The sequence below is a fragment of the Actinoplanes sp. NPDC051343 genome (genome assembly GCF_044455125.1).
GTDB lineage: Bacteria > Actinomycetota > Actinomycetes > Mycobacteriales > Micromonosporaceae > Actinoplanes.
Genome location: NZ_JBITEL010000010.1, coordinates 265,973 through 286,544, shown reverse-complemented (window position 1 = coordinate 286,544; position 20,572 = coordinate 265,973). Strand labels below are relative to the sequence as shown.

The following is a 20,572-nucleotide window of genomic DNA, read 5'->3' as shown; positions in this document are numbered from 1 at the left end:
GCCGCGACGGCCGACGGACGGTGCCGCATAGACCAAAGTCGACGGTTCCGCCGCCCTTCGGCCGCGGCCAGACTCGACGCCCAACCCGTAGCGTGAGCCCATGCGAATCGACGCCGCACTCATCGCCCTGGCGGCGGTGCTGGGCGCGCTGTTCTGTCTCGACTCGCAGCACGCCACCGTCCTCGATCTTGCGGTGGGCTTGGTGGCGTGCCTCGCCCTGTTGGCTCGCCGCCGCCGGCCGGCCATGGTCGCCGGCCTGCTCATGGCCTCGACGGTGCTGTCGGCCGCGGGGATGGGGGCCACCGCGATCGCAGTCGGCGCGGTGGCCCTTTACCGGTCGTTGCGGGTGACCGCGGTGGTGGTCGCCGTGCACGCCGCAGTGGTGATCCCGCTGTTCGCCTTGGCGGCCGGCAGCGCCCGCGACTTCGTGCAGGGGACGGCGGTGCTCCTCGCGCTGGACACCGCGGCCGTAGCCACCGGTCTGCTCGCGCGCTCGGTGCACGACCGGAGCCGTGAGACCGAGGTGCGGCACTGGCTGCAGATCGAGGAGGTCCGTCACGCCGAGCGGGAACGCATCGCCCGCGAGATGCACGACGTGCTCGCCCACCGCATCTCCCTGCTCGCCGTGCATGCCGGAGCGCTCGAGGTGCGACGGTCGGCGCCGGAGGAGGAACGGCGGGCGGCCGCGGTCGTGCGGGAGTGCGCCTACCAAGCGCTGGAGGATCTCCGGGCAGTGATCGGCATGCTGCGAGACGACGACATATCCGATGCCGACCGCCCCCAGCCAACGCTCGCCGACCTGCCCGCGCTCGTCGAAGAGGCCCGACAAGCCGGCTCCACGATCACCCTCGACAGCCGACTCGACGACCTGGCCGCGGCGCCGGAGTCAGTCGGCCGACATGTCTACCGCGTCGTCCAGGAGGGCCTGACCAACGCCCGCAAGCACGCCCCAGGCGCCCCGGTCCACGTGTGCCTCCAGGCCACCGACGAGCTGACCGTCGAGATCACCAATCCCGTCCCGCAAGCCAGGAAGACGACGCTCCCGGGCGCGCCAGGCGCCCTACCGGCCGCTGCCGGGAGCGGCGTTCCGGACGCCGGAGGCAGCTTGGCGGCTGGAGTGCCAGACGCGGGAGGCGGCCTGACGGGTGGGGTGCCGAGCGCGGAAGCTGCCTTGCCGTGCGCGGAGGGTGATGGGCCGGGTGTGAAGAGCCGCTCGCCGAGCGCGGTGCCGGGCGTCGGGAGCGGTGTGCTGAGGGCGGGAGGGAGTCTGCCGGGGGCGGGAGACGGTCTGCCGGGGGCGGGGAGTGGTCTGATCGGGCTCGGGGAGCGGATGGATCTGGTCGGTGGGGAGTTGGAGTTCGGGCTTACGGCGGAGGGTGAGTTCCGTCTGGTTGCCCGGGTACCGTGGCCGCCGTGACGGTGCCGGTTCGAGTGCTCATCGTTGATGACGACGCGCTCGTCCGGGCTGGCCTCGCGATGATGCTGGGCGAGTTGGACGGCATCGAGGTGGTGGGGGCGGTGGCCGACGGCAGCGAGGTGCTCGGAGCGGTCAATCAGCATCGGCCCGACGTTGTGCTGATGGACATTCGGATGGCTGGGCTGGATGGCATCAGCGCGACGGAGCAGTTGCGGGCCCGCCGGGAGCCGCCGGAGGTCATCATCCTGACGACCTTTGACACCGATCGGCACATTCGGCTTGCTTTGCGGGCCGGGGCCAGTGGCTTTCTGCTCAAGCACACGCCGCCGGAGAAGATTGCGCACGCTGTCCGGCAAGTGGCGGCCGGTGAGCCGATGATGTCGCCGGGTGTGTTTCGCCGGGTTATGAGCTTTGCCGCCGAGCCGGCCGGTGACCCGCGGCAGGAGCAGGCGCGAGCGGTGCTGGCACGGCTCAGCCCGGGCGAGCGGGAGGTCGCACGGCTCGTCGCGGAGGGGCGCACCAACCAGGACATCGCCGGTGAGCTGGCAATGAGCACGGCCACGGTCAAGGCGTACATGTCGCGCATCCTGACCAAGCTGGAGCTGACCAACCGGGTTCAGGTCGCGCTGCTCGTGTCGGAAGCGGACAAAGGCTGCTAAAGCGCCCATAATCGTCGGCATGTGGCTGGGCGGACGAGTAACGGCGATCTTCCTTGCCCTGGCTGCGATCCTCGTTGCGGCGCCGGCGCGGGCGGCTCAGAACTGCTCGCTTACCCGAAGCGGCGGCGTCTACTGCGACGGCGCGGCGCAGCCGGTCCGGGTTCGGGTCACCGGCAAGGTCGTGCAGCTCGCCGCGTCCGGAGACAGCACCTGCGCGCTTACTGAACCGGGCGAGGTTTATTGCTGGGCCGGCGCTGACCAGGCGGCCCGCCACGGAGCTAGCCAGGCGGCAGGCAACGGAGCTGACCAAGGTGCCGACCGCGCGGCGGCCGGGATGGGCACCGGCGACGGCGGATTCGGCTTCAACCCGCTGCTCCTGATCTCGATCGGACTGGCCCTGATCGGCGCCGGATTCGCGCTGGTCAAGATGGGCAGCGGTCAGGGCGCGAGGTCGAGGGTCGCATCCCGCCACCGGTCGGCGCCCTCCTTGAGTCGCTCGGTGTAGTCCGGGCGGGTCCAGTTCACCCAGGTCAGCTGGGTGAGTTGCTGGGCCGCGCCGGCCGCCGTGATCGACATTGTGATGCCGGGGGTGGTCTGCGTTGTCAGCGTGGCACCACCGTTGCTGGTCGGCTTGGGCACCGCGACCTCGTGCGAGGACGGGTCGGCGAACCCGAGCAGCGCCCACGGCACCCGTACCACCAGGTCGTCGCCGTCCCGGTGCCAGATCGAGCGGCTGTCCGCGTGCGGGTCGCTCGGATCCCACGACCCGTACCGGAGGATGCCCGCGTCCTGCAGCTCCAGCGGCAGCTTCTGTTTGGTGCCGGGCACGGTCAGCCGACGGTTCACGATCAGGCTGAACGGCTTCCAGCCGACCGGTGCCTGGCCGCGTTCCGAGCCCGGCACGGCGTAGTCCAGCGGCATCGGGTCGAGCTCGTTCCGCAGGTACGCCTGCCCGGTCCGCGCGACAAGGTTGAGGGCGAGTGCGGCGTCCGGCTTGCGGTCGGTGCTCCCGGCGAACGGCGTGCCGGCCAGGCCGGGCAGCACGTCGAAGCCGACGGCCAGCGAGTCCGGCGGGGAACCGCCGAGGCCGATGGTCAGGTTCACGTACGACTCGTCGACCGTCGCCGTCACCCGCCGGGCCGGCCAGCCACCCTGGGTGTTGAGCAGCTGTTGCGGGGAGCCGCCGGGTTCGCCGTTCGCGTCCATCGCCAGCAGCCCGAAGTTCTGCGCGTTGGTCATCGGGTCGTGCCACAGCTGGCGCCGGTCGGGATCCTGGTGGGCGCTGGTGTTCCAGCTCATCGTGAACCACTCGTCGGTCCACTCGAAGAGGAAGCCACCGGCCAGGTTCTGGTCGTGGATGAGCCGCAGCAGGCCGGCGTCGATCTGCATCGCCTGCTGCTCGCTGTGGTCACCCTGGGTGCGTCCGAGCGGCGCATTGTGGGCCGAGCCGATCGACGACGGCACGCCGAATTCGGTGATCAACGTGGGCATGTCCGGGTGGTGCCGCCCCAGGGCGGCGACATAACCGGCGTACGGGTCGGACCGCCCGTCGTACTGATAGTCCTGCAGTGCTGGCTCGTGCCGCTGGAAGTCCGGGTAGTAGGGGTAGGCGTGGTAGCTGGCGAAGGTGCCCGCCGGCCAGTCCGCGGTCGGCCGCACGTGGTTGGCGTCCAGTTGCAGCATGTCCTCGCGGGCCAGCGGCTCGTCGGGATGGCGCAGCGGGTCGGTGGTGGGCCAGTTGACGAAGGCGATCGGCTGACTGAGTCCCAGGTCGGCCCCGTAGCCGGCGAGTTCGTCCATGCGCGCGGCCAGCCACCGCTCGGTTGGCGTGGCGTCGCCCGTCGAGCGGAAGTACTTTCCGTCATGGCCCGGTGCTGACGCATTGTGTTTGTCGGAGGCTTCCCCCGCGTACGGGTCAAGCTCCGTGCCGACGATCCACCCGAGCAACCACGGTGTGATGTCGGTGTTCCACACGCCGCTGGCCCGGCCGGGCGAAGCCGGCCGGCTGAGGTGGCCGGAGACGGCGCCGGAGGCGTCTTTCAGCTCACGCTGAAAGGCGGTGGTGACGGCCGGGTCGAAGAGGTTGCGCTTCTGGATGTACGAGTCGTCGGGCAAGTTGACGCCCTGCATGAGATAGATCGGCCGATCCGGGTTGGCCTCGTTGTACGCCGCGAGCTGCTGATAGAACGCCGGCGGGTGGATCGTGTAGATCCGCACCACCCGGATGCCGAGCCAGCTCATCGCCGCGAACCAGGCCCGATATTGCGCGGCCGCGATCGACAGATCGCCCGACTGGTGACCGGGCGTGGTGGCGCCCAGGTTCACTCCGGGCAGGAAGGTCCGATCGCCACCCGCGGTGTGTAGCTGGAACTGCTGACCGTCCGTGCTCGCGACCATCTTGAGGCCGTTCGCATCGACCAGCTTGGGCGCCCACGAACTGCCCTTGGGCGGCGACGGAATCTCGCTCATCCCGGCGATCAGGAATGCCGGCGAGCTCGGGGTCACGGACGAGGTTCCGCCGGCCAGCAGCAGGCAGAGCGCCAGCATGAAGACGCCGATGACGGTCGCTCGGACACGCCCGAATCGGGGACGCGGCGGCGCGTACATGAGGTGGCTCGGGAAGTCGCCCACCCGAGCATTGTCTAAGGCGAAAGTTGCTGAATGGGGCGAATTGTCGGGAACCTGGGATCACTCGAACCCTCGCCGTTGGCTCGATGTTGTGCCAGCGTTGAGGATCGAGGTCGGCGGCGATGGCCGCCCGCGGGTGAGGAGCGAGCGTGGATCTTCTCGAGGAGTACCGCCGGGCCACCTTCTTCTTCGAGTCGGGCGATCCGCTCGGGGCCAGCCGGCTCCTCGAGCCGATCGTCCAAGCCGAGCCGCACAACGCTGCGGTCCGCCAGTTACTGGCCCGGGCCTATTTCAACTCGGCCCAGCTCAACGGCGCCGAAACCCAGCTCAGGGCACTGATCGAACATGATCCTTCCGATCATTACGCACATCACGTGCTCGGCCGGACCCTCGAACGGGCCGGCCGTTTTCGTGAGGCGCTCCCGCACCTGCGGCTCGCCGCCGCGATGAAGCAGCAGCCCGACTACGCCGAGGCCGTGCACCGCGTCGAGCAGTGGCTCGGCAAACAATAGGCGGCTTTCGGTGGATGGAGGCCGGGCCGCGGCGTGCCTCAGCCGCCGCCTGGAAACCGCCCGGGCCACGCTCGGATACAACCCCGGCCACGCTGATACAACCCCCGGCCGTGCCCGATACAACCCCGGACCACGTCCGATACAACCCGGTTACGCCCGGATACAACCGTCGGCTACGCCCGGATACAGCCCGGTCTCCGGCGCTCGACGGGCGCGACTCAGCAGACACCCGAGAGGGCGGACCCGGCCGAGACCAGAGACTCCCTCGCTCCGGCTCCGATCGGCCAGACACCACCTAGGATCGTGACCTGTGAAACTCAAGCTTGACCTTCACGACATCTTCAACAAGGGCCAGCAGATCGACAAGGCCCTGCGCGACATCATCGACGAGGCGATTGAGAAGAAGGCGACCCTCGTCGAGATCATCCCGGGCAAGGGCAGTGGTGCGCTGAAGAAGAAGGTGCTCCGGTTCCTCGACCAGCGGGAGATCAAGCAGCTCTATCACCGGGTGGAGAAGGACGGCGACAACTGGGGCCGGCTCTTCATCCACTTCCGCTTCAAGGAGTCGACCGGCCGCCGCGGCCGGGGCCGCTGACGACCGCCGCGGACGGCGGTCGAACCATCGCCGGCCATGCGGGAACGTTGCGGACAAAGGCGCGCCGTCGCCGGGCATGCGGGAACGTTGCGCGCACCGGCCGGGCCGGCGGCGGCTATGCCTGAACGCTGACGGCACCCGGCCGTGCCGGCAAGGGGGCGATCGGGCGCGGCGCTCGGCGGTCAGAACTTGTAGGTCTTGGCCACGGCCAGTAACTCGCTGGTGTGTGAGCCGACTATGCCCACGTTGGCCGGGCGTTCCTGGAAGCCGGGGACCCCGGTGAATCCGTCGCTGCCGTCCATCGCCCGGAACGTTACCGGGCCCGGGGTGCGGACCGTGACCGTGATCTCGATGCCGTCGGCTGGTGGGCCGTGGAAGACGAAGCCCCAGCCCCACCGCTGGTTTTTCTGGTTGGCCGGGATGATCGGCTGGCCCTGCACCTCGGCCGCCAGCACCCGGGTCTCGGCGCCGACGTGCAGGGTGACCAGGCGAACCGGGCGTTGCGGGGTCAGTCGCAGCACCAGGCGCCTGGCGCCGTCCGCCGGGACGTCCCTTTCGAGGGTCAGCCGGGGCGCCGGGATGCCGGCCGGCTGGGCCTTGCCGGTGCGTACCTTTTCCGGGCCGAAGAACGGCAGGCTGTCGCGGACCTCGTGCTGCCGGCCGGAGACGTACTGCGAGGTCCACTTCTGCACGCTCGCCTCGTCGCTCACCCACTGGGCGGTGTTGTTGTCGGCGTCCAGCGCGTACATCAGCTGGGTCAGCGCCGGATGGGTGCGATCGAACCGGTCGACCGACAGGCCGACCACGCTGAAGACGACCAGGGCCAGCGCGGCGGCCACGGCCGGGAGCGTGCCGCGGCGGCGGGCGCTGAGCGCGGCCGGGCCTCGCTGACCGCCGCCCTCGGGGTGGAGCAGGTCGATCACCGGCAAGAGGGCCAGGCCGAGCAGCACGGCCAGGAATGCACCCGCGCCGGCCAGCGGCATGCCGAGCGCCGGGAACAACATCACCGCGGTCGGCAGCAGGATGATCACCGCGACTGCTCCGCCGAGCACCACCGCGGCCACCGACCACCAGCCGCGCAGCAAGATTGCCACGATGCCTAGGATCGCGCCGGCCAGGGCGGGCAGCGCGGCCAGGTATGATCCGCCGGGCGTCGCCCCGGCCAGCACCAGGCCGAGCACGGCCAGCCAGCCGAGGCCGCCGATTGCCAGAGCGGCCGCTCCGAGCCTCCGCCGGAACATCGCGAACCAGGCGAAGACCACCAGCGCGGTCAGGGCCAGCACGCCCAATCGGTAGGGCACGGGGTGGTAGGGGTCGATCGGCAGCTCGCCGTAGGCCGGGCGGATCAGCTTGAGGACCAGCCAGTAGACCTGGGCCAGCACCGGGGCGGCCACGATCGGGATCAGCGTCACCGCGAACGCGCCCAGGCCGCGCTTCGTCGTGATCAGCCCGCGCCGGCGGGCCAGCCAGGCCAGCGCCAGTACCGCGACCAGCGCCGCCGCGGCGAACGGCCAGACCAGCGAGCCCGGATAGCGTACGAGCAGGCCGGGCGCCGGGAAGTAGGTCGCGTCCTCGCTCGAGCCGAGCCGGGTCAGGTTGTCGTTGCCCAGTTCGCGGGTGAGCGCCAGCGCGTTGTCGCCGTGGTGCTGGAGGCTGTCACGGTTCATCGCCGAGGGCCGGTCGGTGGGTGCGTGGTAGACCGCCGCCCCGTCGATGTAGGCCGAGTTGAGCCCCTGGAAACCGGCCAGCCGGAACGGCGTGAAATCGGTGTCGTTGGGCAGCAGCCGATAGATCTCGACCGCGAACGAGGTGCCGACCGGCTTGGGGGTGTGCGCGTACGCATCGACGAGCTTCTGGTTGTGGTCGGACGTCTCGAACATGATCGCCGGACCGGAGCTGCCGCGGGCCTCGAGGTTGAGAACGATTCCGCCGTCCTTGGCCAGCGGGCTCTGGTGCACGAACGCCGCCGCGCCGCACAGGCACGCCTCCTCGGCGTCGGTCAGCACGAGCACCACGTCGTTGCGCAGCCGCGGTCCGTTGACCAGCGCACGGGCCGTCTCGAGCACGGTCGCGACGCCGGCCGCGTCGTCGTTGCCGCCCGGACCGGTCTGCACCGAGTCGTAGTGCGCGACCAGGAACAGCCGCCCGGTCGACGCGGTGCCCGGTATGACGGTGACGATGTTGCGCACGTGGGCGAGACCGATGCCGCCGGCCGAGGACGACAGCTCCCCGCCCTCCGGCGAGACCGTGTCCTGCACCTCAGGCGTCAATCCGAGCTGCCGCAACGCCGTGACGAGATGCTCCCGTACCGAATTTTGCGCAGCGCTTCCCACCGGGTGCGGAACCGTGGCGATGGCCTGGACCTGCTCGAAGGCCCGCCCGGCGCTGAATTGACTCGGCGGAGCCGAGGAAGGAGCCGCCGCCGGCGGCTCGACCGAGCGAACCGCGGCAAAACCGATCAAAGCCAGCACGACGATCGCCGCCAGGGCGGCGAGAGCCCGGTGGGCGACATCGACGAGGGCGGGTGCGCGCATGGGGTCATCTAAGCGGCTGGGTACGACAACCGGGTAGCGAAAAGATCGATTACGGCGTGGCATAGCGTTGTCGGGGTGAGTACGCCGATCGACCCCGCCGCCGTCGTCGCGGAGTTCATCGACGCCGTGGCCCCCTACGACCCCGATCCGGGTGCGCGGCCGGTGGCGATCGTCGGTGTCCGCACCGCGCTCGGCGAGGGTGTCTTTCCGCTGAGTGACCATGTCGTGCGCGCCCTGTGCCGGGCCCTGGCCTCCTATCGCGACCCGGAGGACCGCGGCACCTGCGTCGAGTGCGGAGGTCGTCACCTCGACGAAAACCTGCATTGCCGGGATTGCGGGCGTTTGCACGGCATCCTCGGCCAGGTGATCGCCGACCACGCGGCCCGGGTGGCCGCGGCGGCGAGGTCCGAGCCCGGTGAGGACGACCGTTGAGGGGTCAGAGTTGTGTGCCCGCCGCTCCTGAGCGACGATCAGCGGGACACGCCCGGTGCAGACGAGTGGGGTTCTCGGCATGACGGAACGGTCGGTCGCGCCCCGCGTCCGCGGCGCCACGGCCACGCCTCAGGAGCGGCTGCGCGTGCTCCTCGTCGAGGACGACGAGGGCGACGCGTTCCTGGTCCGCGAGTTGCTCGACGAGGCCGAGGCCCCGTTCGAGCTGAGCGTGGCCACCACGCTGCGTGAGGCCGGCACCAAGATGCAGGGCGTGCAGTGCGTCCTGCTCGACCTGGGCCTGCCCGACGCCGAGGGCATCGACGGACTGCGCAAGTTTCTCTCGGTCGCCGGTGGCGCCGCCGTCTGCGTGCTGACCGGCCGCTCCGACGAGCACCTGGGCGTCGCCGCGGTCGCCGAGGGCGCCCAGGACTACCTGGTCAAGGGCCAGGTCGACGGCGTGCTGCTGACCCGGGCGCTGCGCTACGCGGTCGAGCGCAAGCGGGCGGACGAAAACGCCCAGCGCCTGCGCGAGGTCGAGCTTCGGCAGGCCGAGTCGGCCCGTCTGGAACGCGGCCTGCTGCCCCAGCCGCTGATGCAGACCACCGAGGTCGCGGTGCACACGTTCTATCGCTCGGGGCGGGCGATGGGTTTGCTCGGCGGCGACTTCTTCGACGTCGTCCAGGTCGGCGACGACCGGCTGCACGTGATCGTCGGCGACGTCTGCGGCCACGGGGTCGACGAGGCCGCGCTCGGCGTGGAACTCCGGGTCGCCTGGCGGGCCCTGGTGCTGGCCGGGGTGCCCGAGGAACAGATCCTGAGTTCACTCGAACAGGTGCTGATGAGCGAGCGCCGGGCGCGGGAGATCTTCGCGACCGTCGCCTCGGTCGTGGTCGATCTGACGAGCAACCGCGCGACCGTACGCCTCGCCGGCCATCCGCCACCCGTGCTGCTGTCCGGGGGCCGGGCGGTCCCGGTCCCGGCCCGCACCGGCATCGTGCTGGGCGTCAGTCCCAAGCCGGCCCCGGCCACCGACGTCGAGTTCATGGGCGAGGACTGGTCCCTGCTGCTCTACACCGACGGCTTGATCGAGGGCCACACCGGCGCCGGCAACGAGCGGCTCGACGTCGACGGCCTGTGCAGGCTGCTCGGCGAGCCGTCGGCCGCCGACGTGCCGCTGGCCGCCCTGCCGGCCTGGCTGGTCGGGCGGGCCGAGCAGGCCAACGGCGGCCCGCTGGCCGACGATGTGGCGATGTTGTTGATCTCCCGGGGGAGCGGGCGTTGAACGTGTGGAACCTCAGCACCTGGACCCTCCGGCGGCGCATCGTCGCGCTCTGCTTCACGGTCGGCGTGCTGCTCAGCGCGCTGGCCGTGTTCGCGGTGGTCACCGCCGCCCGCAACAACCGCCAGCTCGACGACGTGCTCAACCGGGCCAGCCCGATGCGGGCGGCCGGCGAGTCGCTCTATACCGCCCTGGTCGACCAGGAGACCGGCATCCGCGGTTACGCGATCACCGGTCAGACGGCCAATCTGGCGCCCTACACGAGCGGGCAGCAGGAGGAGCGCGACGACGTCGCGCTCATCGAGGGCCTGCTCAAACCGGACGACACCGACATCAGGGCGTCCCTCGATCTGGTGAAATCGCAGGCCGCGGCCTGGCACAGCGAGGTCGCCGAGCCGGTGATCAAGACGATCGAATCGCGGGGCAAGGCGGCCGGGCAGACCCAGATCACGGCCGCCTCGACCGGCCGGTTCGACGCCGTACGCGCCGCGATCGACCGGATGCAGGGCCAGATCCAGACGCTGCGCGACAAGTCGGCGGCGGCCGCCCGGCACACCAGCCAGACCCTGGTGGCCCTGCAGATCGCCGCGTCGGCGATCGTCATCCTGGCCGGTGCGGCCCTGCTGCTGCTGCTCGACCGGCTGGTCAGCCGTCCGGTCGTCGAGCTGGCCGAGCAGGTGCGTGATGCCGCTGAGGGCAACTACGACCGGCACATCGCCAGTGGCGGCTCGCCGGAGCTGGCCGGTCTGGCCGGCGATGTCGACGCCATGCGGCAGAAGATCGCGACCGAACTGTCCGAGGTTCGCGAGGCCCGCACCCAGGTCGAGTGGATCAACGACCAGCTCAAGATTCAGGCCGAGGAGCTCACCCGTTCCAACCGTGACCTCGAGCAGTTCGCCTACGTGGCGTCCCACGACCTGCAGGAACCGCTGCGCAAGGTGGCCAGTTTCTGCCAGCTGCTGCAGCGCCGCTACGCCGGGCAGCTCGACGAGCGGGCCGACCAATACATCGGCTTCGCGGTCGACGGCGCACAGCGCATGCAGCGGCTGATCAACGATCTGCTGGCGTTCTCCCGGATCGGCAGGCTGACCAGCGGTTTCACCGAGGTCGACCTCAACCGGGTGCTCGAGGAGGTGCGGTCGCAACTCGAGGCCCGCGCCGGCGCCGACGGCGAGATCATCTGGGCCGATCTGCCCATCGTGGAGGGCGAGGAGCCGCTGCTGACGACGCTGTTCGTCAACCTGATCGGCAACTCGCTGAAGTTCCGCCGGCCGGACGTGCCGCCGGTCATCCGGGTCAGCGCTCAGCTCGAGGACGACGAGTGGCAGATCAACGTGCGCGACAACGGCATCGGCATCGAGGCCGAGTTCGCCGACAAGGTGTTCGTCATCTTCCAGCGGCTGCACGCGAGGGACGCCTACGACGGCACCGGCATCGGACTCGCCATCGTCAAGAAGATCGTCGAATATCATGGCGGTCGGATCTGGCTGGACCTCGACGTCGAGGAAGGCACCTCGATCAACTTCACGATCCCGGTGCTGCCCGGTTCGACGGAGCCTTCCCAGGCCCCGGAAACGCAGAAAGAGGTCACCGCATGACCGAGCTCACGAGAGCCGAGGGCACACCGATCGAGGTGCTGCTGGTCGAGGACGACCCCGGCGACGTCCTGATGACCCAGGAAGCCTTCGAGGAGCACAAGGTCCGCAACCGGCTCACGGTGGTCTCCGACGGTGCCGAGGCCCTGGCCTACCTGCGGCGCGAGGGTCCGTTCACCGAGGCTCCGCGCCCCGACCTGATCCTGCTCGACCTCAACCTGCCCCGGCGTGACGGCCGCGAGGTGCTCGAAGAGATCAAGAAGGACGAGGACCTCGGCCGCATCCCGGTGGTCGTGCTCACCACCTCCTCGGCCGACGAGGACATCCTGCGCAGCTACCAGTTGCACGCCAACGCCTACGTGACCAAGCCGGTCGACTTCGATCGGTTCATCGCGGTCATCCGGCAGATCGACGAATTCTTCGTCAGCGTCGTGAAGTTGCCGCCGCGTGCTTGAACAGGTCGCCGAGCTCATCCGGGAGGTCGCGGCCACGGTCGTGCTCCCGCGTTTCCGGCACCTCTCGGCCGACGAGGTGCATCAGAAGACACCGGGCGATCTGGTCACGGTCGCCGATCAGGAGTCCGAACGCGAGCTGACCCGCGGGCTGACCGCGCTGCTGCCGGGTTCGACCGTGGTCGGCGAGGAGGCGGTCGCCGCCGACCCGGGCATCCTCGACCGGCTGACCGGCCAGGGGCCGATCTGGATCGTCGACCCGGTCGACGGCACCAACAACTTCGCGGCCGGCAAGGAGCCGTTCGCGATGATGGTGGCGCTGGTCGAGGGGGGCGAGACGGTCGCGTCCTGGATCCTCGACCTGCCCGGCGACCACCTCACGGTGGCCGAGCGCGGTTCCGGCGCTTACCGCGACGGCGTACGCGTCAAGAGCCGCACCGACGACCCGGGCCTGGCCGCGATGGTCGGCGTGGTCGCCACGCACTACTTCCCGGACGACCTGCGTGACGAGGCGAAGAGCAACGCCCACTTCTTCCGCGAGATCACCCGCGGCCGGCACTGCGCGGGCTGGGAATACCCGGCCGTCGCCACCGACCGGCAGCAGTTCGCGGCGTTCTGGCGGGTGCTTCCGTGGGACCACGTGCCCGGCACGCTGATCATCCGGGAGGCCGGCGGCACCGTGCGGCACTTCGACGGCTCCGACTACCAGCCGGCCAACCGCGAGTCAGGTCTGCTCGTCGCGGAGAACGCGGATATCTGGCAGTCGGTGCGCGACACGTTGCTGCCGTCGTTCCGCGGTTAGCTCTTCTCCCGCGAAACGATCATGACCCGGTTGCCGGCCGGGTCGAGCACCCGGGCCATCCGTTCGCCCCAGGCCTGGTCGCTCGGCTCCTCGACGACCAGCACGCCGGCCGAGCGCAGCGTCGCGACGGCCCGGTCGCAGTCGTCGGCATAGACGCAGATCTCCAGCGAATCGGCGGGTGCGGCCAGCGGGTCGAGGCCCAGCCCGATCTCACTCGCGCCGAGCCGCACCACCACGAAATCGGGTTCGCCCTCCGACGGGAACGCGTAGGTCGCCTGGAAACCGAGCAGGCCGACGTAGAACTGAAGGGCCGCCGCGATTGAGGGGACGGTCACAATCGGAAACGCCGTGGTGAACACGACTGCCACCCTAAGGTGCGGAGCATGTCCCCTGCGTACCTCGATGAGGTTTTTGGTCTGCGCGGACGCACGGCGGTCGTGACCGGCGGCAGTTCCGGCATCGGGCGCTCGATGGCGGTCGCGCTGGGCCGGGCCGGCGCCCGCATCATCCTGGTCGCGCGGCGCCCGGAGCCGATGTCCGAAGTGGTCGAAGAGCTCGAGGGGCACGACGCGGAAGGACACGCGATCTCCGTCGATCTCGCCGACCGGGCGGCGCTCACGGCCGCCGTCCGCAAGATCACCGACGTGTACGGCGTACCGGACGTGCTCGTGAACTCGGCCGCGGTAAATCGCCGGCCGCCGATGGACGAGCTCACCGAGGACGACTGGGACGTCACGATGAGCGCCAACCTCACCGCGCCGTTCCTGCTCGGGCAGGCCTTCGGCCCGGGCATGGCGGCCCAGGGCTGGGGACGCATCATCAATGTCGCGTCGCAGCAGGCTTTCCGGGCGTACGGCAACAGCGGCGCGTACGGGGTTGCCAAGGCCGGTCTGGTCGCGCTCACCCGATCGCAGGCCGAAGCGTGGTCGCCGCACGGCGTCTGCTGCAACGCGATCGCGCCCGGGGTGGTACACACGCCGCTGACCGAGCCGACCTTCGCCGACCCGGCCAAGGTGGCGCAGCACGCCGCGCGCACGATGATCGGGAGAAACGGCGTTCCGGATGATTTCGGGGCGTGTGCCGTCTTTCTGGCCAGCAATGCTGCCGTTGCCGTAACCGGCCAGACACTCTTCGTCGACGGCGGGTACTCGGCGACTTGATCTATCTGTCCGCCCCTTGCGCCCCGCGATAGAGTTTGCCCCGCTCATGACCTGGGGAGGTTCCGTGGCGGCGACAACCCTCCGCCGGCTTTACGCTGCGCTCGCGTTGCTCGTGACCGCCTGCGCGCTGCTCCTGGCCGCGCCCGGCTCGGCGGCCTACGCCGACCCGAAAGGCGAAAGCGGCGGCAAAAAACTCGAGGACGCTCTGGAATCGGCGGCCAAGGGCCAGGCCGATGCCATCCAGAAGCTGAACGCGTCGAAGAAGCGCCAGTCCGACCTGCAGAAGCTGGTCGCCCAGTCGCAGGCCGGCGCGAAGGCGCTGGAGACGCAGGTCGGTGTCATCGCCAACCGGTCCTATCGGCTCGGCCGCTCCAACACCGCCGCGATGCTGCTCGACAGCAGCTCGCCCGACATCTTCCTGGAACGGGTCGAGCGGCTCGACATGATGGCCCAGGTCGACGGGTCGACGCTGAAGAAATATGAGGACGACCTCAGCGCGGCCCGGCAGGCCAAGGCCGACATCGACCGCGAGGTGGCCGAGCAGCAGAAGCAGGTCACCGCGCTGGGCAAGAAGAAGAAAGAGGCCGAACTGGCGCTGGCCAGCGTCGGCGGCGGCTCGGCCGGCAGCGGTTTTCTCGACGCCAACTCGCCGCTCGCCAAGGCGGCACCGCGCAACTCGGACGGGTCGTGGCCCAAGGAGGGCTGCACGATCAACGACCCGACGACCACCGGCTGCATCACGCCGCGCCTGCTCAACGCCTATCAGAACGCCAAGGCCGCCGGATTCAGCCACTACGTGGCCTGCTTCCGGCATCAGGACAGCGGCGAGCATCCCAAGGGCCGGGCGTGCGACTTCTCGGCCCATGCCAGCGGATTCGTCAACGAGGCGGCAACCGGCGCCGACAAGGACTACGGCAACCGCCTGGCGGCGTACTTCATCAAGAACTCCGACCGGCTCGGCGTTCTGTACGTGATCTGGTACCGGCAGATCTGGATGCCCGGCACCGGATGGAAGGCGTACAGCGCCACGGGTGACGCGGCCGCGGTGCACACCAACCACGTACACCTGTCGGTCATCTAGGGCGTGGGGGTGCGTCGGTAGCATTCCGGCGATGGGAGTCCCGTCGCGCGCGCTGCCGTCCGCCCTCGCCTCGACGCTCGTCTTCGGGGCCAGCGGCTCGGTGCTGGTCCTCGAGATCCTCGCGTTGCGCCTGGTGGGGCCGTACGTGGGCGTCACGCTGCAGGTGAGCAGCTCGGTCATCGGCGTCTCGCTGGCCGCGATCGCGTACGGCACCTGGCTGGGTGGCCGGCTGGCCGACCGGTTGAACCCGCGGGCCCTGCTCGCCCCGGTCCTGGTCCTCGGCGCGATCGGCACCGCGCTCACCCTGCCGCTGGTCCGCTGGGCCGGGGAGATCCTGCGCGGCGGGGCCGCCCCGGCGGTGCTCCTGCTTGCCGCGATGGCCGTTTTCCTCCCGGCGTTCCTGCTCTCCACGGTCACGCCGATGGTGGTGAAACTCCAGCTGGCCGACCTCGACCGCACCGGCGCGGTGGTCGGCCGACTGTCGAGCATCGGCACGCTGGGCGCGATCACGGCGACGCTGGCGACCGGCTTCATCTTCGTGGCGGCCATGCCGAGCAGCTGGATCGTGCTGAGCCTGTCCGGGCTGCTGGCGCTGGGCGGGCTGGTGCTGGGCTGGTGGCTGCGGCGGGACGCGGAGGCGCTGCCCGGTGGCCCGCGCGCCCGGGCACTGCTCGGCGTGGTCGGCCTGGCGGCGGCCGGTCTGGGCGCGACGGCCCCGAACCCGTGCGACGTCGAGACCGCCTACCACTGCGCCTCGGTCGAGGCGGACGGGGCCGACCCGAGCGGGCGGCTACTGGTCCTCAACTCGGCCCATCACTCGTACGTCGACCTGAGTGACCCGCTGCACCTGGATTTCGCGTACGTCCAATGGCTCGCGGCGGTGACCGACGCGGCCTCCCCGACCGATGTTCTCCATCTCGGCGGAGGCGGTTTCACGATGCCCGAATACCTGCGGGCGACCCGGCCCGGCAGCCGCCAGCTGGTGCTCGAGCTGGACGGCGGCCTGGTCAAGCTCGATCGGCAGAGGCTCGGGCTGGCGACCGGGCCCGACCTTCGGGTGCTGGTCGGCGACGCCCGGGTCGGGCTGACGTCGCAGCCGACGGCCGCCTACGACCTGGTGATCGGCGACGCGTTCGGCTACCTGGTGGTGCCCTGGCACCTGTCGACCCGCGAGATGATGGCCCAGGTCGCGCGCACCCTGCGTCCGAGCGGCATCTACGCCCAGAACGTGATCGACTACCCGCCCGACCGGTTCGTCAAGTCCGAGCTGGCGACCGTCGCGGCCGTGTTCCCGCACGTCGCACTGATCGCCCCGTCTGCGGCCCTGTCCGGCTCGACCGGCTCCAACTTCGTGATCGTCGGGTCGAAGAATCCGCTGCCGCTGGACGCCATCCGGGCCGGCCTCGACCGGCACGCCAAGGACCCGGTGACGCTGATGCCGGACGGCTCGTTCGCCGGGCACGCGCGGGTGCTGACCGACGACTACGCGCCGGTCGACCAGCTCCTCGGCTATTGAATACGGACATAACCCCCAGGTTTTGGTGTGCGGGGCTTGGCCGCCGGTGCTGCGGGTCACAATCGGCATATGGGGCGGACGGAGCGAAACGGTCAGGGGAGTTCGCTTCGTATCGCGGGCCGGTACCGGCTCGTCGAGAAACTCGGGACGGGCGGCATGTCGGTCGTCTGGCGCGGCTACGACGACGTGCTCGGCCGGCAGGTCGCGGTCAAGGTGCTGTCTCCCCGGCTCGCCGGTGACCAGGCGTTTCGCGATCGGCTCCGCCAGGAGGCACTCGCCGCGGCCCGGCTCGCCCACCCGCACATCACCGGCATCTTCGACTTCGGCGAAACGTCGGTGATCGGCGAACTGTCGGTGCCGTTCGTGGTCATGGAACTGAACGACGGCGAATCGGTCGCCGCCCGCATCGGCCGGCAGGGCGCGCTGGACTGGCGCGAGGCCGTGACGATCACCGCCGAGGTTGCGTCGGCGCTGGCCACGGCTCACGCCCGCGGGCTGGTGCACCGCGACGTCACGCCGGCCAACGTGATGCTCACCGGGGCCGGCGCCAAGGTCGTCGACTTCGGGATCTCGGCCGCGGTCGGTCAGCGCGACGCGGCCCCCGACGGCAGCCTCCTCGGGACGCCGGCCTACCTCGCCCCGGAACGCCTCGGCGGCGCGCACGTCTCGGCTGCCACCGACGTGTACGCCGTCGGCCTCCTCCTCTACCGCAGCCTGACCGGCCGGCTGCCGTGGCCGGCCGAAACCACCGCCGATGCCCTGCGTGCCCATCTCTATGCCGCGCCGGCCCCGGTTCCGGACCAGACGGGCATGCCGTCCGCCGTCGGCACGCTGTGCCTGCGTTGCCTGGCCAAGAATCCGGCCGACCGCCCGGGTGCGGCCGAGGTGGCCCGGTCGCTGGCCGCGCTGGTCGGACTTCAGTCGATCATGCCGCCGCCGACCGCACGCGAGCCGGGCACGGCGCCCGCGCGGGGCGCGGCGGCGCCGGTCAACCCCGTGCCGCGAGGCCTGGGTCGCGCCGCTCTCGCCTATCTTGGGCTGCCCGGGGGTACGCCGGGACCCCGGCCGAGGGCGCACCTACTTCGCCTCCGCGCCGGACTGAAGATCGCGTCGGTGCTGGGGATGGGCGGCGTACGGCCCCTCGGCGGCGGCGTCTTCGCCGGCCGCCGCCCGTCGCTGCCCACGGTGTCGTTCCGTCACCGGCTGCAGGTGGTGATCGGCATCGTGGCGGTGCTCGTCATCGGCGGCGTGGCCTGGTCATCGACGCGGGGAACGCCGTCGGTCGGACAGGCGCAGGCGGCCGGCGCGGCCCCGGCGTCGGTGCCGCAGGGAACCGCCTGCGCGGTCCGCTACCAGCTCAAACGCGACTCGGGCAGCGACTATGAGGCGCTGCTGACGGTGGCTACCACCGATGCGGTGGCCGGCCATCGCTGGCGGGTGCAGTTCGCCTATCCGGGGTCGCAGAAACTGACCTCGCCGGAGAAGACGGTGACCCAGAAAGGCCACCAGGTCGTCGTGAAGGGACGAGGCAAGCTGCGGGCGTTCACTCTGCGCGGCGACTACCGCGGGGTGAATGCGCTGCCGTTCTCGTTCCGCCTGAACGGGCAGCGGTGCCGGGCCGAGGTGCTGGGCAGCATGACCGGTTCCCCGTCGGACGAGCGGCAGGGCGTGAGCGAGGCGGCCGGGGATCGAAATAGGTCGACGTCGGGCCCGACGGTTCCCTAGTTTGGTAGCTCCGTTGAGGAGCTCTTCTTGCGTGCCCGTTTCGCCGTGCCCCTGGGCGCGGACTTCTCGAAATTGTGGACCTCAACCGCGGTGTCCAACCTGGGCGACGGCGTCACCATGGTCGCCGGTCCCCTGCTCGTGGCCTCACTCAGCCCGGACCCGGCCGCGGTCGCCGGCGCCGCCTTCGCCCAGCAGCTGCCGTGGCTGCTCTTCGCCCTGATCAGCGGCGCCTGGGCCGACCGCCTCGACCGGAGACGCCTGGTAGCGACGGTCAACGTGGTGCGGGGCGCAGCCGTCGGCGTACTCGCCATAGCCGTAGCCTCCGGCTCAGTCGGCGTGCCACTCATTTTGATCGTGTGCTTCGTGCTCGGCACCGGCGAAACCCTCGCCGACACCGCGTCGGCCGCCTTCGTCCCGGCCCTCGTGCCGCCCGCGTCGCGGCCCCGGGCCAACTCGCTGCTCTACGCCACCTTCAACCTGATCAACCAGTTCGCCGCCAAGCCGTTGGGGGCGTGGTTGTTCGTCGTGGCGGCCTTCCTGCCGTTCGGCCTGAACGCCCTGACGTTCGGCGCATCGGCCCTGCTCGTGGCCTCGATCCGTCCCCTGCCGGCACCGTCGCCCTCGCGCGCCGGCCGGTTGTCCGCGGAGATCGCCGAAGGTGTGCGGTTCCTCTTCGGCCACCGCCTTCTTCGCACCCTGGCGGTCACGATGGCCGTCGCCAACCTGGTCTTCTGCGCTGCGTTCGCCATCTTCGTGCTCTACGCCATGCAGCGCCTTGGCCTCTCGGACGTCGGCTACGGCGTGCTGCTGCTCGCTTTCGCGGCCGGCGGCCTCCTGGGCACGCTGGTCGCCCCCCGGCTGCTCCGGGCGGTCGGAGCCTCGTTGCTGCTCCGCCTGGGCCTGCTTGTCGAGGTAGCCCTGCACGCCACCCTGGCCCTGACCACGACCCCGCTGGTAGCCGCCTCGATGATCGTCATCTTCGGCATCCATACGACGGTCTGGGGCGTGGTCGTCACGACGATCCGCCAGCGCGACATTCCGGCGGCCCTCTTCGGCCGGGTAACCAGCGTCTACTCGCTGATCGACCTGGCCGGCGCGGCTGCGGGTTCGCTGGCCGGCGGCTTGTTCGCCACCGCGTTCGGTCTGACGGCGACGTACGCCGCCGCAGCGGCCGCGATGCTGGCCGTGGCCGTGGTCGCCTGGCACCCCCTCCGAGCCGCCGCAACCTGACCGCGGTGCTGATGACGACGGCCCTGCCGCCGCGGCGGCAGGGCCACGGCCGTTCTTCGGCGACATGGCCGAGGCGTTGTACCGGGAGGCGATCGAACGGTTGTGGCGTTCACTGGACGCCGCCGACGAACTTGCCCTCGCCGGGCCTGTTGGGCCGGAAGCGGAGCCCTGACCAGCGGTCGTCGATTGCCACCTGGCCGCACGGCCGCATGTCGAAGTCGGCGACGATCGGCCACAGCGAGTCGCGGCCGATGTCGGCCTTGTTGCCCTTCGGGTAGGCGACCCAGAACGCCCCGGGCTTGTCGAGGTCGCCAACGTGCTTCTGCAACTGCTCACGCGCCCCGGCCGCGCTCTCGGCGAACACGATCGCCGTGCTCGCCGCGGCCAAGGCGTCGACCTCGCGCACACCCTCGGGCATCGGCGCGAGCAGCGGCACCTGCGCCGGGTCGGAGAGCCAGACGGTGGTGTGCGGCTTGATCAGCAGCTTCTCGGCAATCGTCTTCATGCCCTCGACACTTCCACCGACAAATTTAGTTGTCAACGAACATCGGTAAATGCCCTCCCACCCCCGCGACCCTTCAGCTCGCCTCGCCGCCCCAGTCGTCGGCCGCTCGGGCGTCCGCCGCGCCGGTGATCGGTCGGCGGCCCGCGCGCCGCAGCCGCCCCGGTCCCGTACGCCCGCCGATCTGCACGATGCGGTCGCGCCCGGCCCGATGTCGGCGCTCGGCGGTCGGATGGAGCGCGCGGAACGGGACGATCTGCGCTTCGCATGCCGAGCCGTCCAGCGCTTCCCGCGCCGGGTCGACGTGCGCTCCTTGCGTGGAGTCGATCTGTGCTTCCCGCGTCGGATTGACCTGTGCTTGCCGTGTCGAGTCGATCTGCGCCTCACTCGCTGAGTCGACCTCTGCGGAGTCGGCGTTGTCGTCGCTCACGGGGGGAAGGTCGCGTCCCGGCG

At 70.5% G+C, this 20,572-nt stretch carries 20 protein-coding genes; 15 read left to right on the top strand and 5 right to left on the bottom strand.

Annotated features, from left to right (window positions below):
* Positions 1–100: 100 nt before the first annotated feature.
* The 3 genes from ACIA5C_RS31560 to ACIA5C_RS31550 are packed head-to-tail and all read left to right on the top strand — an operon-like array spanning position 101 to position 2,581.
* On the top strand, positions 101–1,417 hold the full coding sequence (locus ACIA5C_RS31560; RefSeq protein WP_396061275.1) for a sensor histidine kinase: 1,317 nt from the start codon (positions 101–103) through the stop codon (positions 1,415–1,417).
* Entirely contained in the window at positions 1,414–2,076 is a 663-nt protein-coding gene (locus tag ACIA5C_RS31555; protein ID WP_396061272.1) for a response regulator, read from the top strand. Before ACIA5C_RS31560 ends, ACIA5C_RS31555 begins: the two co-directional genes overlap by 4 nt.
* Before the next feature lie 19 nt (positions 2,077–2,095).
* Positions 2,096–2,581: a hypothetical protein gene (locus ACIA5C_RS31550; RefSeq protein ID WP_396061270.1), complete on the top strand. Its 486-nt coding sequence runs from the start codon at positions 2,096–2,098 to the stop codon at positions 2,579–2,581.
* On the opposite strand, the gene ACIA5C_RS31545 is transcribed toward ACIA5C_RS31550, so the two are convergent.
* Positions 2,515–4,707, bottom strand: a complete 2,193-nt coding sequence (locus ACIA5C_RS31545) for a hypothetical protein (RefSeq protein WP_396061268.1) — start codon at positions 4,705–4,707, stop codon at positions 2,515–2,517. The genes ACIA5C_RS31550 and ACIA5C_RS31545 overlap by 67 nt on opposite strands.
* 146 nt (positions 4,708–4,853) lie before the next feature.
* On the opposite strand from ACIA5C_RS31545, the gene ACIA5C_RS31540 reads away from it, so the two are divergent.
* Positions 4,854–5,216, top strand: coding sequence for a tetratricopeptide repeat protein (locus tag ACIA5C_RS31540; RefSeq protein WP_396061266.1), 363 nt, complete (start codon positions 4,854–4,856; stop codon positions 5,214–5,216).
* Positions 5,217–5,526: 310 nt separating this feature from the next.
* Positions 5,527–5,811, top strand: coding sequence for a Smr/MutS family protein (locus ACIA5C_RS31535; RefSeq protein WP_396061264.1), 285 nt, complete (start codon positions 5,527–5,529; stop codon positions 5,809–5,811).
* Between the two features lie 182 nt (positions 5,812–5,993).
* Here ACIA5C_RS31535 and ACIA5C_RS31530 read toward each other — a convergent pair whose 3' ends face one another.
* Positions 5,994–8,345, bottom strand: a complete 2,352-nt coding sequence (locus ACIA5C_RS31530; RefSeq protein ID WP_396061262.1) for a M28 family peptidase — start codon at positions 8,343–8,345, stop codon at positions 5,994–5,996.
* 75 nt (positions 8,346–8,420) lie between these two features.
* Between ACIA5C_RS31530 and ACIA5C_RS31525 the strand changes: the two genes are divergently transcribed.
* From ACIA5C_RS31525 to ACIA5C_RS31505, 5 genes are all read left to right on the top strand, one after another.
* Complete coding sequence (locus ACIA5C_RS31525) at positions 8,421–8,777, top strand: hypothetical protein (protein WP_396061259.1); 357 nt, start codon at positions 8,421–8,423, stop codon at positions 8,775–8,777.
* A 79-nt stretch (positions 8,778–8,856) separates the two neighbouring features.
* On the top strand, positions 8,857–10,059 hold the full coding sequence (locus ACIA5C_RS31520; protein WP_396061257.1) for a PP2C family protein-serine/threonine phosphatase: 1,203 nt from the start codon (positions 8,857–8,859) through the stop codon (positions 10,057–10,059).
* Complete coding sequence (locus ACIA5C_RS31515) at positions 10,056–11,654, top strand: ATP-binding protein (RefSeq protein WP_396061254.1); 1,599 nt, start codon at positions 10,056–10,058, stop codon at positions 11,652–11,654. The genes ACIA5C_RS31520 and ACIA5C_RS31515 overlap by 4 nt, the downstream gene beginning before the upstream one ends.
* On the top strand, positions 11,651–12,106 hold the full coding sequence (locus tag ACIA5C_RS31510; protein WP_396061252.1) for a response regulator: 456 nt from the start codon (positions 11,651–11,653) through the stop codon (positions 12,104–12,106). Before ACIA5C_RS31515 ends, ACIA5C_RS31510 begins: the two co-directional genes overlap by 4 nt.
* A complete protein-coding gene (locus ACIA5C_RS31505) occupies positions 12,099–12,905 on the top strand; it encodes an inositol monophosphatase family protein (protein ID WP_396061250.1) in 807 nt (268 codons plus the stop codon). Before ACIA5C_RS31510 ends, ACIA5C_RS31505 begins: the two co-directional genes overlap by 8 nt.
* Here ACIA5C_RS31505 and ACIA5C_RS31500 read toward each other — a convergent pair.
* A complete protein-coding gene (locus ACIA5C_RS31500; RefSeq protein WP_396061247.1) occupies positions 12,902–13,264 on the bottom strand; it encodes a VOC family protein in 363 nt (120 codons plus the stop codon). The genes ACIA5C_RS31505 and ACIA5C_RS31500 overlap by 4 nt on opposite strands.
* A 24-nt stretch (positions 13,265–13,288) precedes the next feature.
* On the opposite strand from ACIA5C_RS31500, the gene ACIA5C_RS31495 reads away from it, so the two are divergent.
* From ACIA5C_RS31495 to ACIA5C_RS31475, 5 genes are all read left to right on the top strand, one after another.
* A complete protein-coding gene (locus tag ACIA5C_RS31495; protein ID WP_396061245.1) occupies positions 13,289–14,065 on the top strand; it encodes an SDR family NAD(P)-dependent oxidoreductase in 777 nt (258 codons plus the stop codon).
* Positions 14,066–14,111: 46 nt separating this feature from the next.
* Entirely contained in the window at positions 14,112–15,146 is a 1,035-nt protein-coding gene (locus ACIA5C_RS31490) for a coiled-coil domain-containing protein (protein ID WP_396061243.1), read from the top strand.
* Positions 15,147–15,177: 31 nt separating this feature from the next.
* Positions 15,178–16,662 (top strand): fused MFS/spermidine synthase, encoded by a 1,485-nt coding sequence (locus ACIA5C_RS31485; RefSeq protein ID WP_396061241.1) that lies wholly within the window; start codon positions 15,178–15,180, stop codon positions 16,660–16,662.
* A gap of 69 nt (positions 16,663–16,731) precedes the next feature.
* Positions 16,732–18,387 carry a serine/threonine-protein kinase gene (locus ACIA5C_RS31480; protein ID WP_396061239.1) on the top strand — a complete coding sequence of 552 codons (1,656 nt, stop codon included), beginning with the start codon at positions 16,732–16,734 and terminating at the stop codon, positions 18,385–18,387.
* A 27-nt stretch (positions 18,388–18,414) separates the two neighbouring features.
* Complete coding sequence (locus ACIA5C_RS31475; protein WP_396061236.1) at positions 18,415–19,617, top strand: MFS transporter; 1,203 nt, start codon at positions 18,415–18,417, stop codon at positions 19,615–19,617.
* Positions 19,618–19,726: 109 nt separating this feature from the next.
* Here ACIA5C_RS31475 and ACIA5C_RS31470 read toward each other — a convergent pair whose 3' ends face one another.
* Both ACIA5C_RS31470 and ACIA5C_RS31465 read right to left on the bottom strand, forming a co-directional pair.
* Positions 19,727–20,122: a hypothetical protein gene (locus tag ACIA5C_RS31470; RefSeq protein ID WP_396061234.1), complete on the bottom strand. Its 396-nt coding sequence runs from the start codon at positions 20,120–20,122 to the stop codon at positions 19,727–19,729.
* Between the two features lie 73 nt (positions 20,123–20,195).
* Entirely contained in the window at positions 20,196–20,549 is a 354-nt protein-coding gene (locus ACIA5C_RS31465; RefSeq protein WP_396061231.1) for a hypothetical protein, read from the bottom strand.
* Between the last annotated feature and the right edge of the window lie 23 nt (positions 20,550–20,572).

What these genes read in the sequence shown, in the direction of transcription:
- ACIA5C_RS31560 (WP_396061275.1), top strand. Translation starts at nt 101, where the DNA reads ATGCGAATCGACGCCGCACTCATCGCCCTGGCGGCGGTGCTGGGCGCG.
- ACIA5C_RS31550 (WP_396061270.1), top strand. Translation starts at nt 2,096, where the DNA reads ATGTGGCTGGGCGGACGAGTAACGGCGATCTTCCTTGCCCTGGCTGCG.
- ACIA5C_RS31530 (WP_396061262.1), bottom strand. Translation starts at nt 8,345, where the DNA reads ATGCGCGCACCCGCCCTCGTCGATGTCGCCCACCGGGCTCTCGCCGCC.
- ACIA5C_RS31520 (WP_396061257.1), top strand. Translation starts at nt 8,857, where the DNA reads ATGACGGAACGGTCGGTCGCGCCCCGCGTCCGCGGCGCCACGGCCACG.
- ACIA5C_RS31510 (WP_396061252.1), top strand. Translation starts at nt 11,651, where the DNA reads ATGACCGAGCTCACGAGAGCCGAGGGCACACCGATCGAGGTGCTGCTG.
- ACIA5C_RS31495 (WP_396061245.1), top strand. Translation starts at nt 13,289, where the DNA reads ATGTCCCCTGCGTACCTCGATGAGGTTTTTGGTCTGCGCGGACGCACG.
- ACIA5C_RS31490 (WP_396061243.1), top strand. Translation starts at nt 14,112, where the DNA reads ATGACCTGGGGAGGTTCCGTGGCGGCGACAACCCTCCGCCGGCTTTAC.
- ACIA5C_RS31485 (WP_396061241.1), top strand. Translation starts at nt 15,178, where the DNA reads ATGGGAGTCCCGTCGCGCGCGCTGCCGTCCGCCCTCGCCTCGACGCTC.
- ACIA5C_RS31480 (WP_396061239.1), top strand. Translation starts at nt 16,732, where the DNA reads ATGGGGCGGACGGAGCGAAACGGTCAGGGGAGTTCGCTTCGTATCGCG.
- ACIA5C_RS31470 (WP_396061234.1), bottom strand. Translation starts at nt 20,122, where the DNA reads ATGAAGACGATTGCCGAGAAGCTGCTGATCAAGCCGCACACCACCGTC.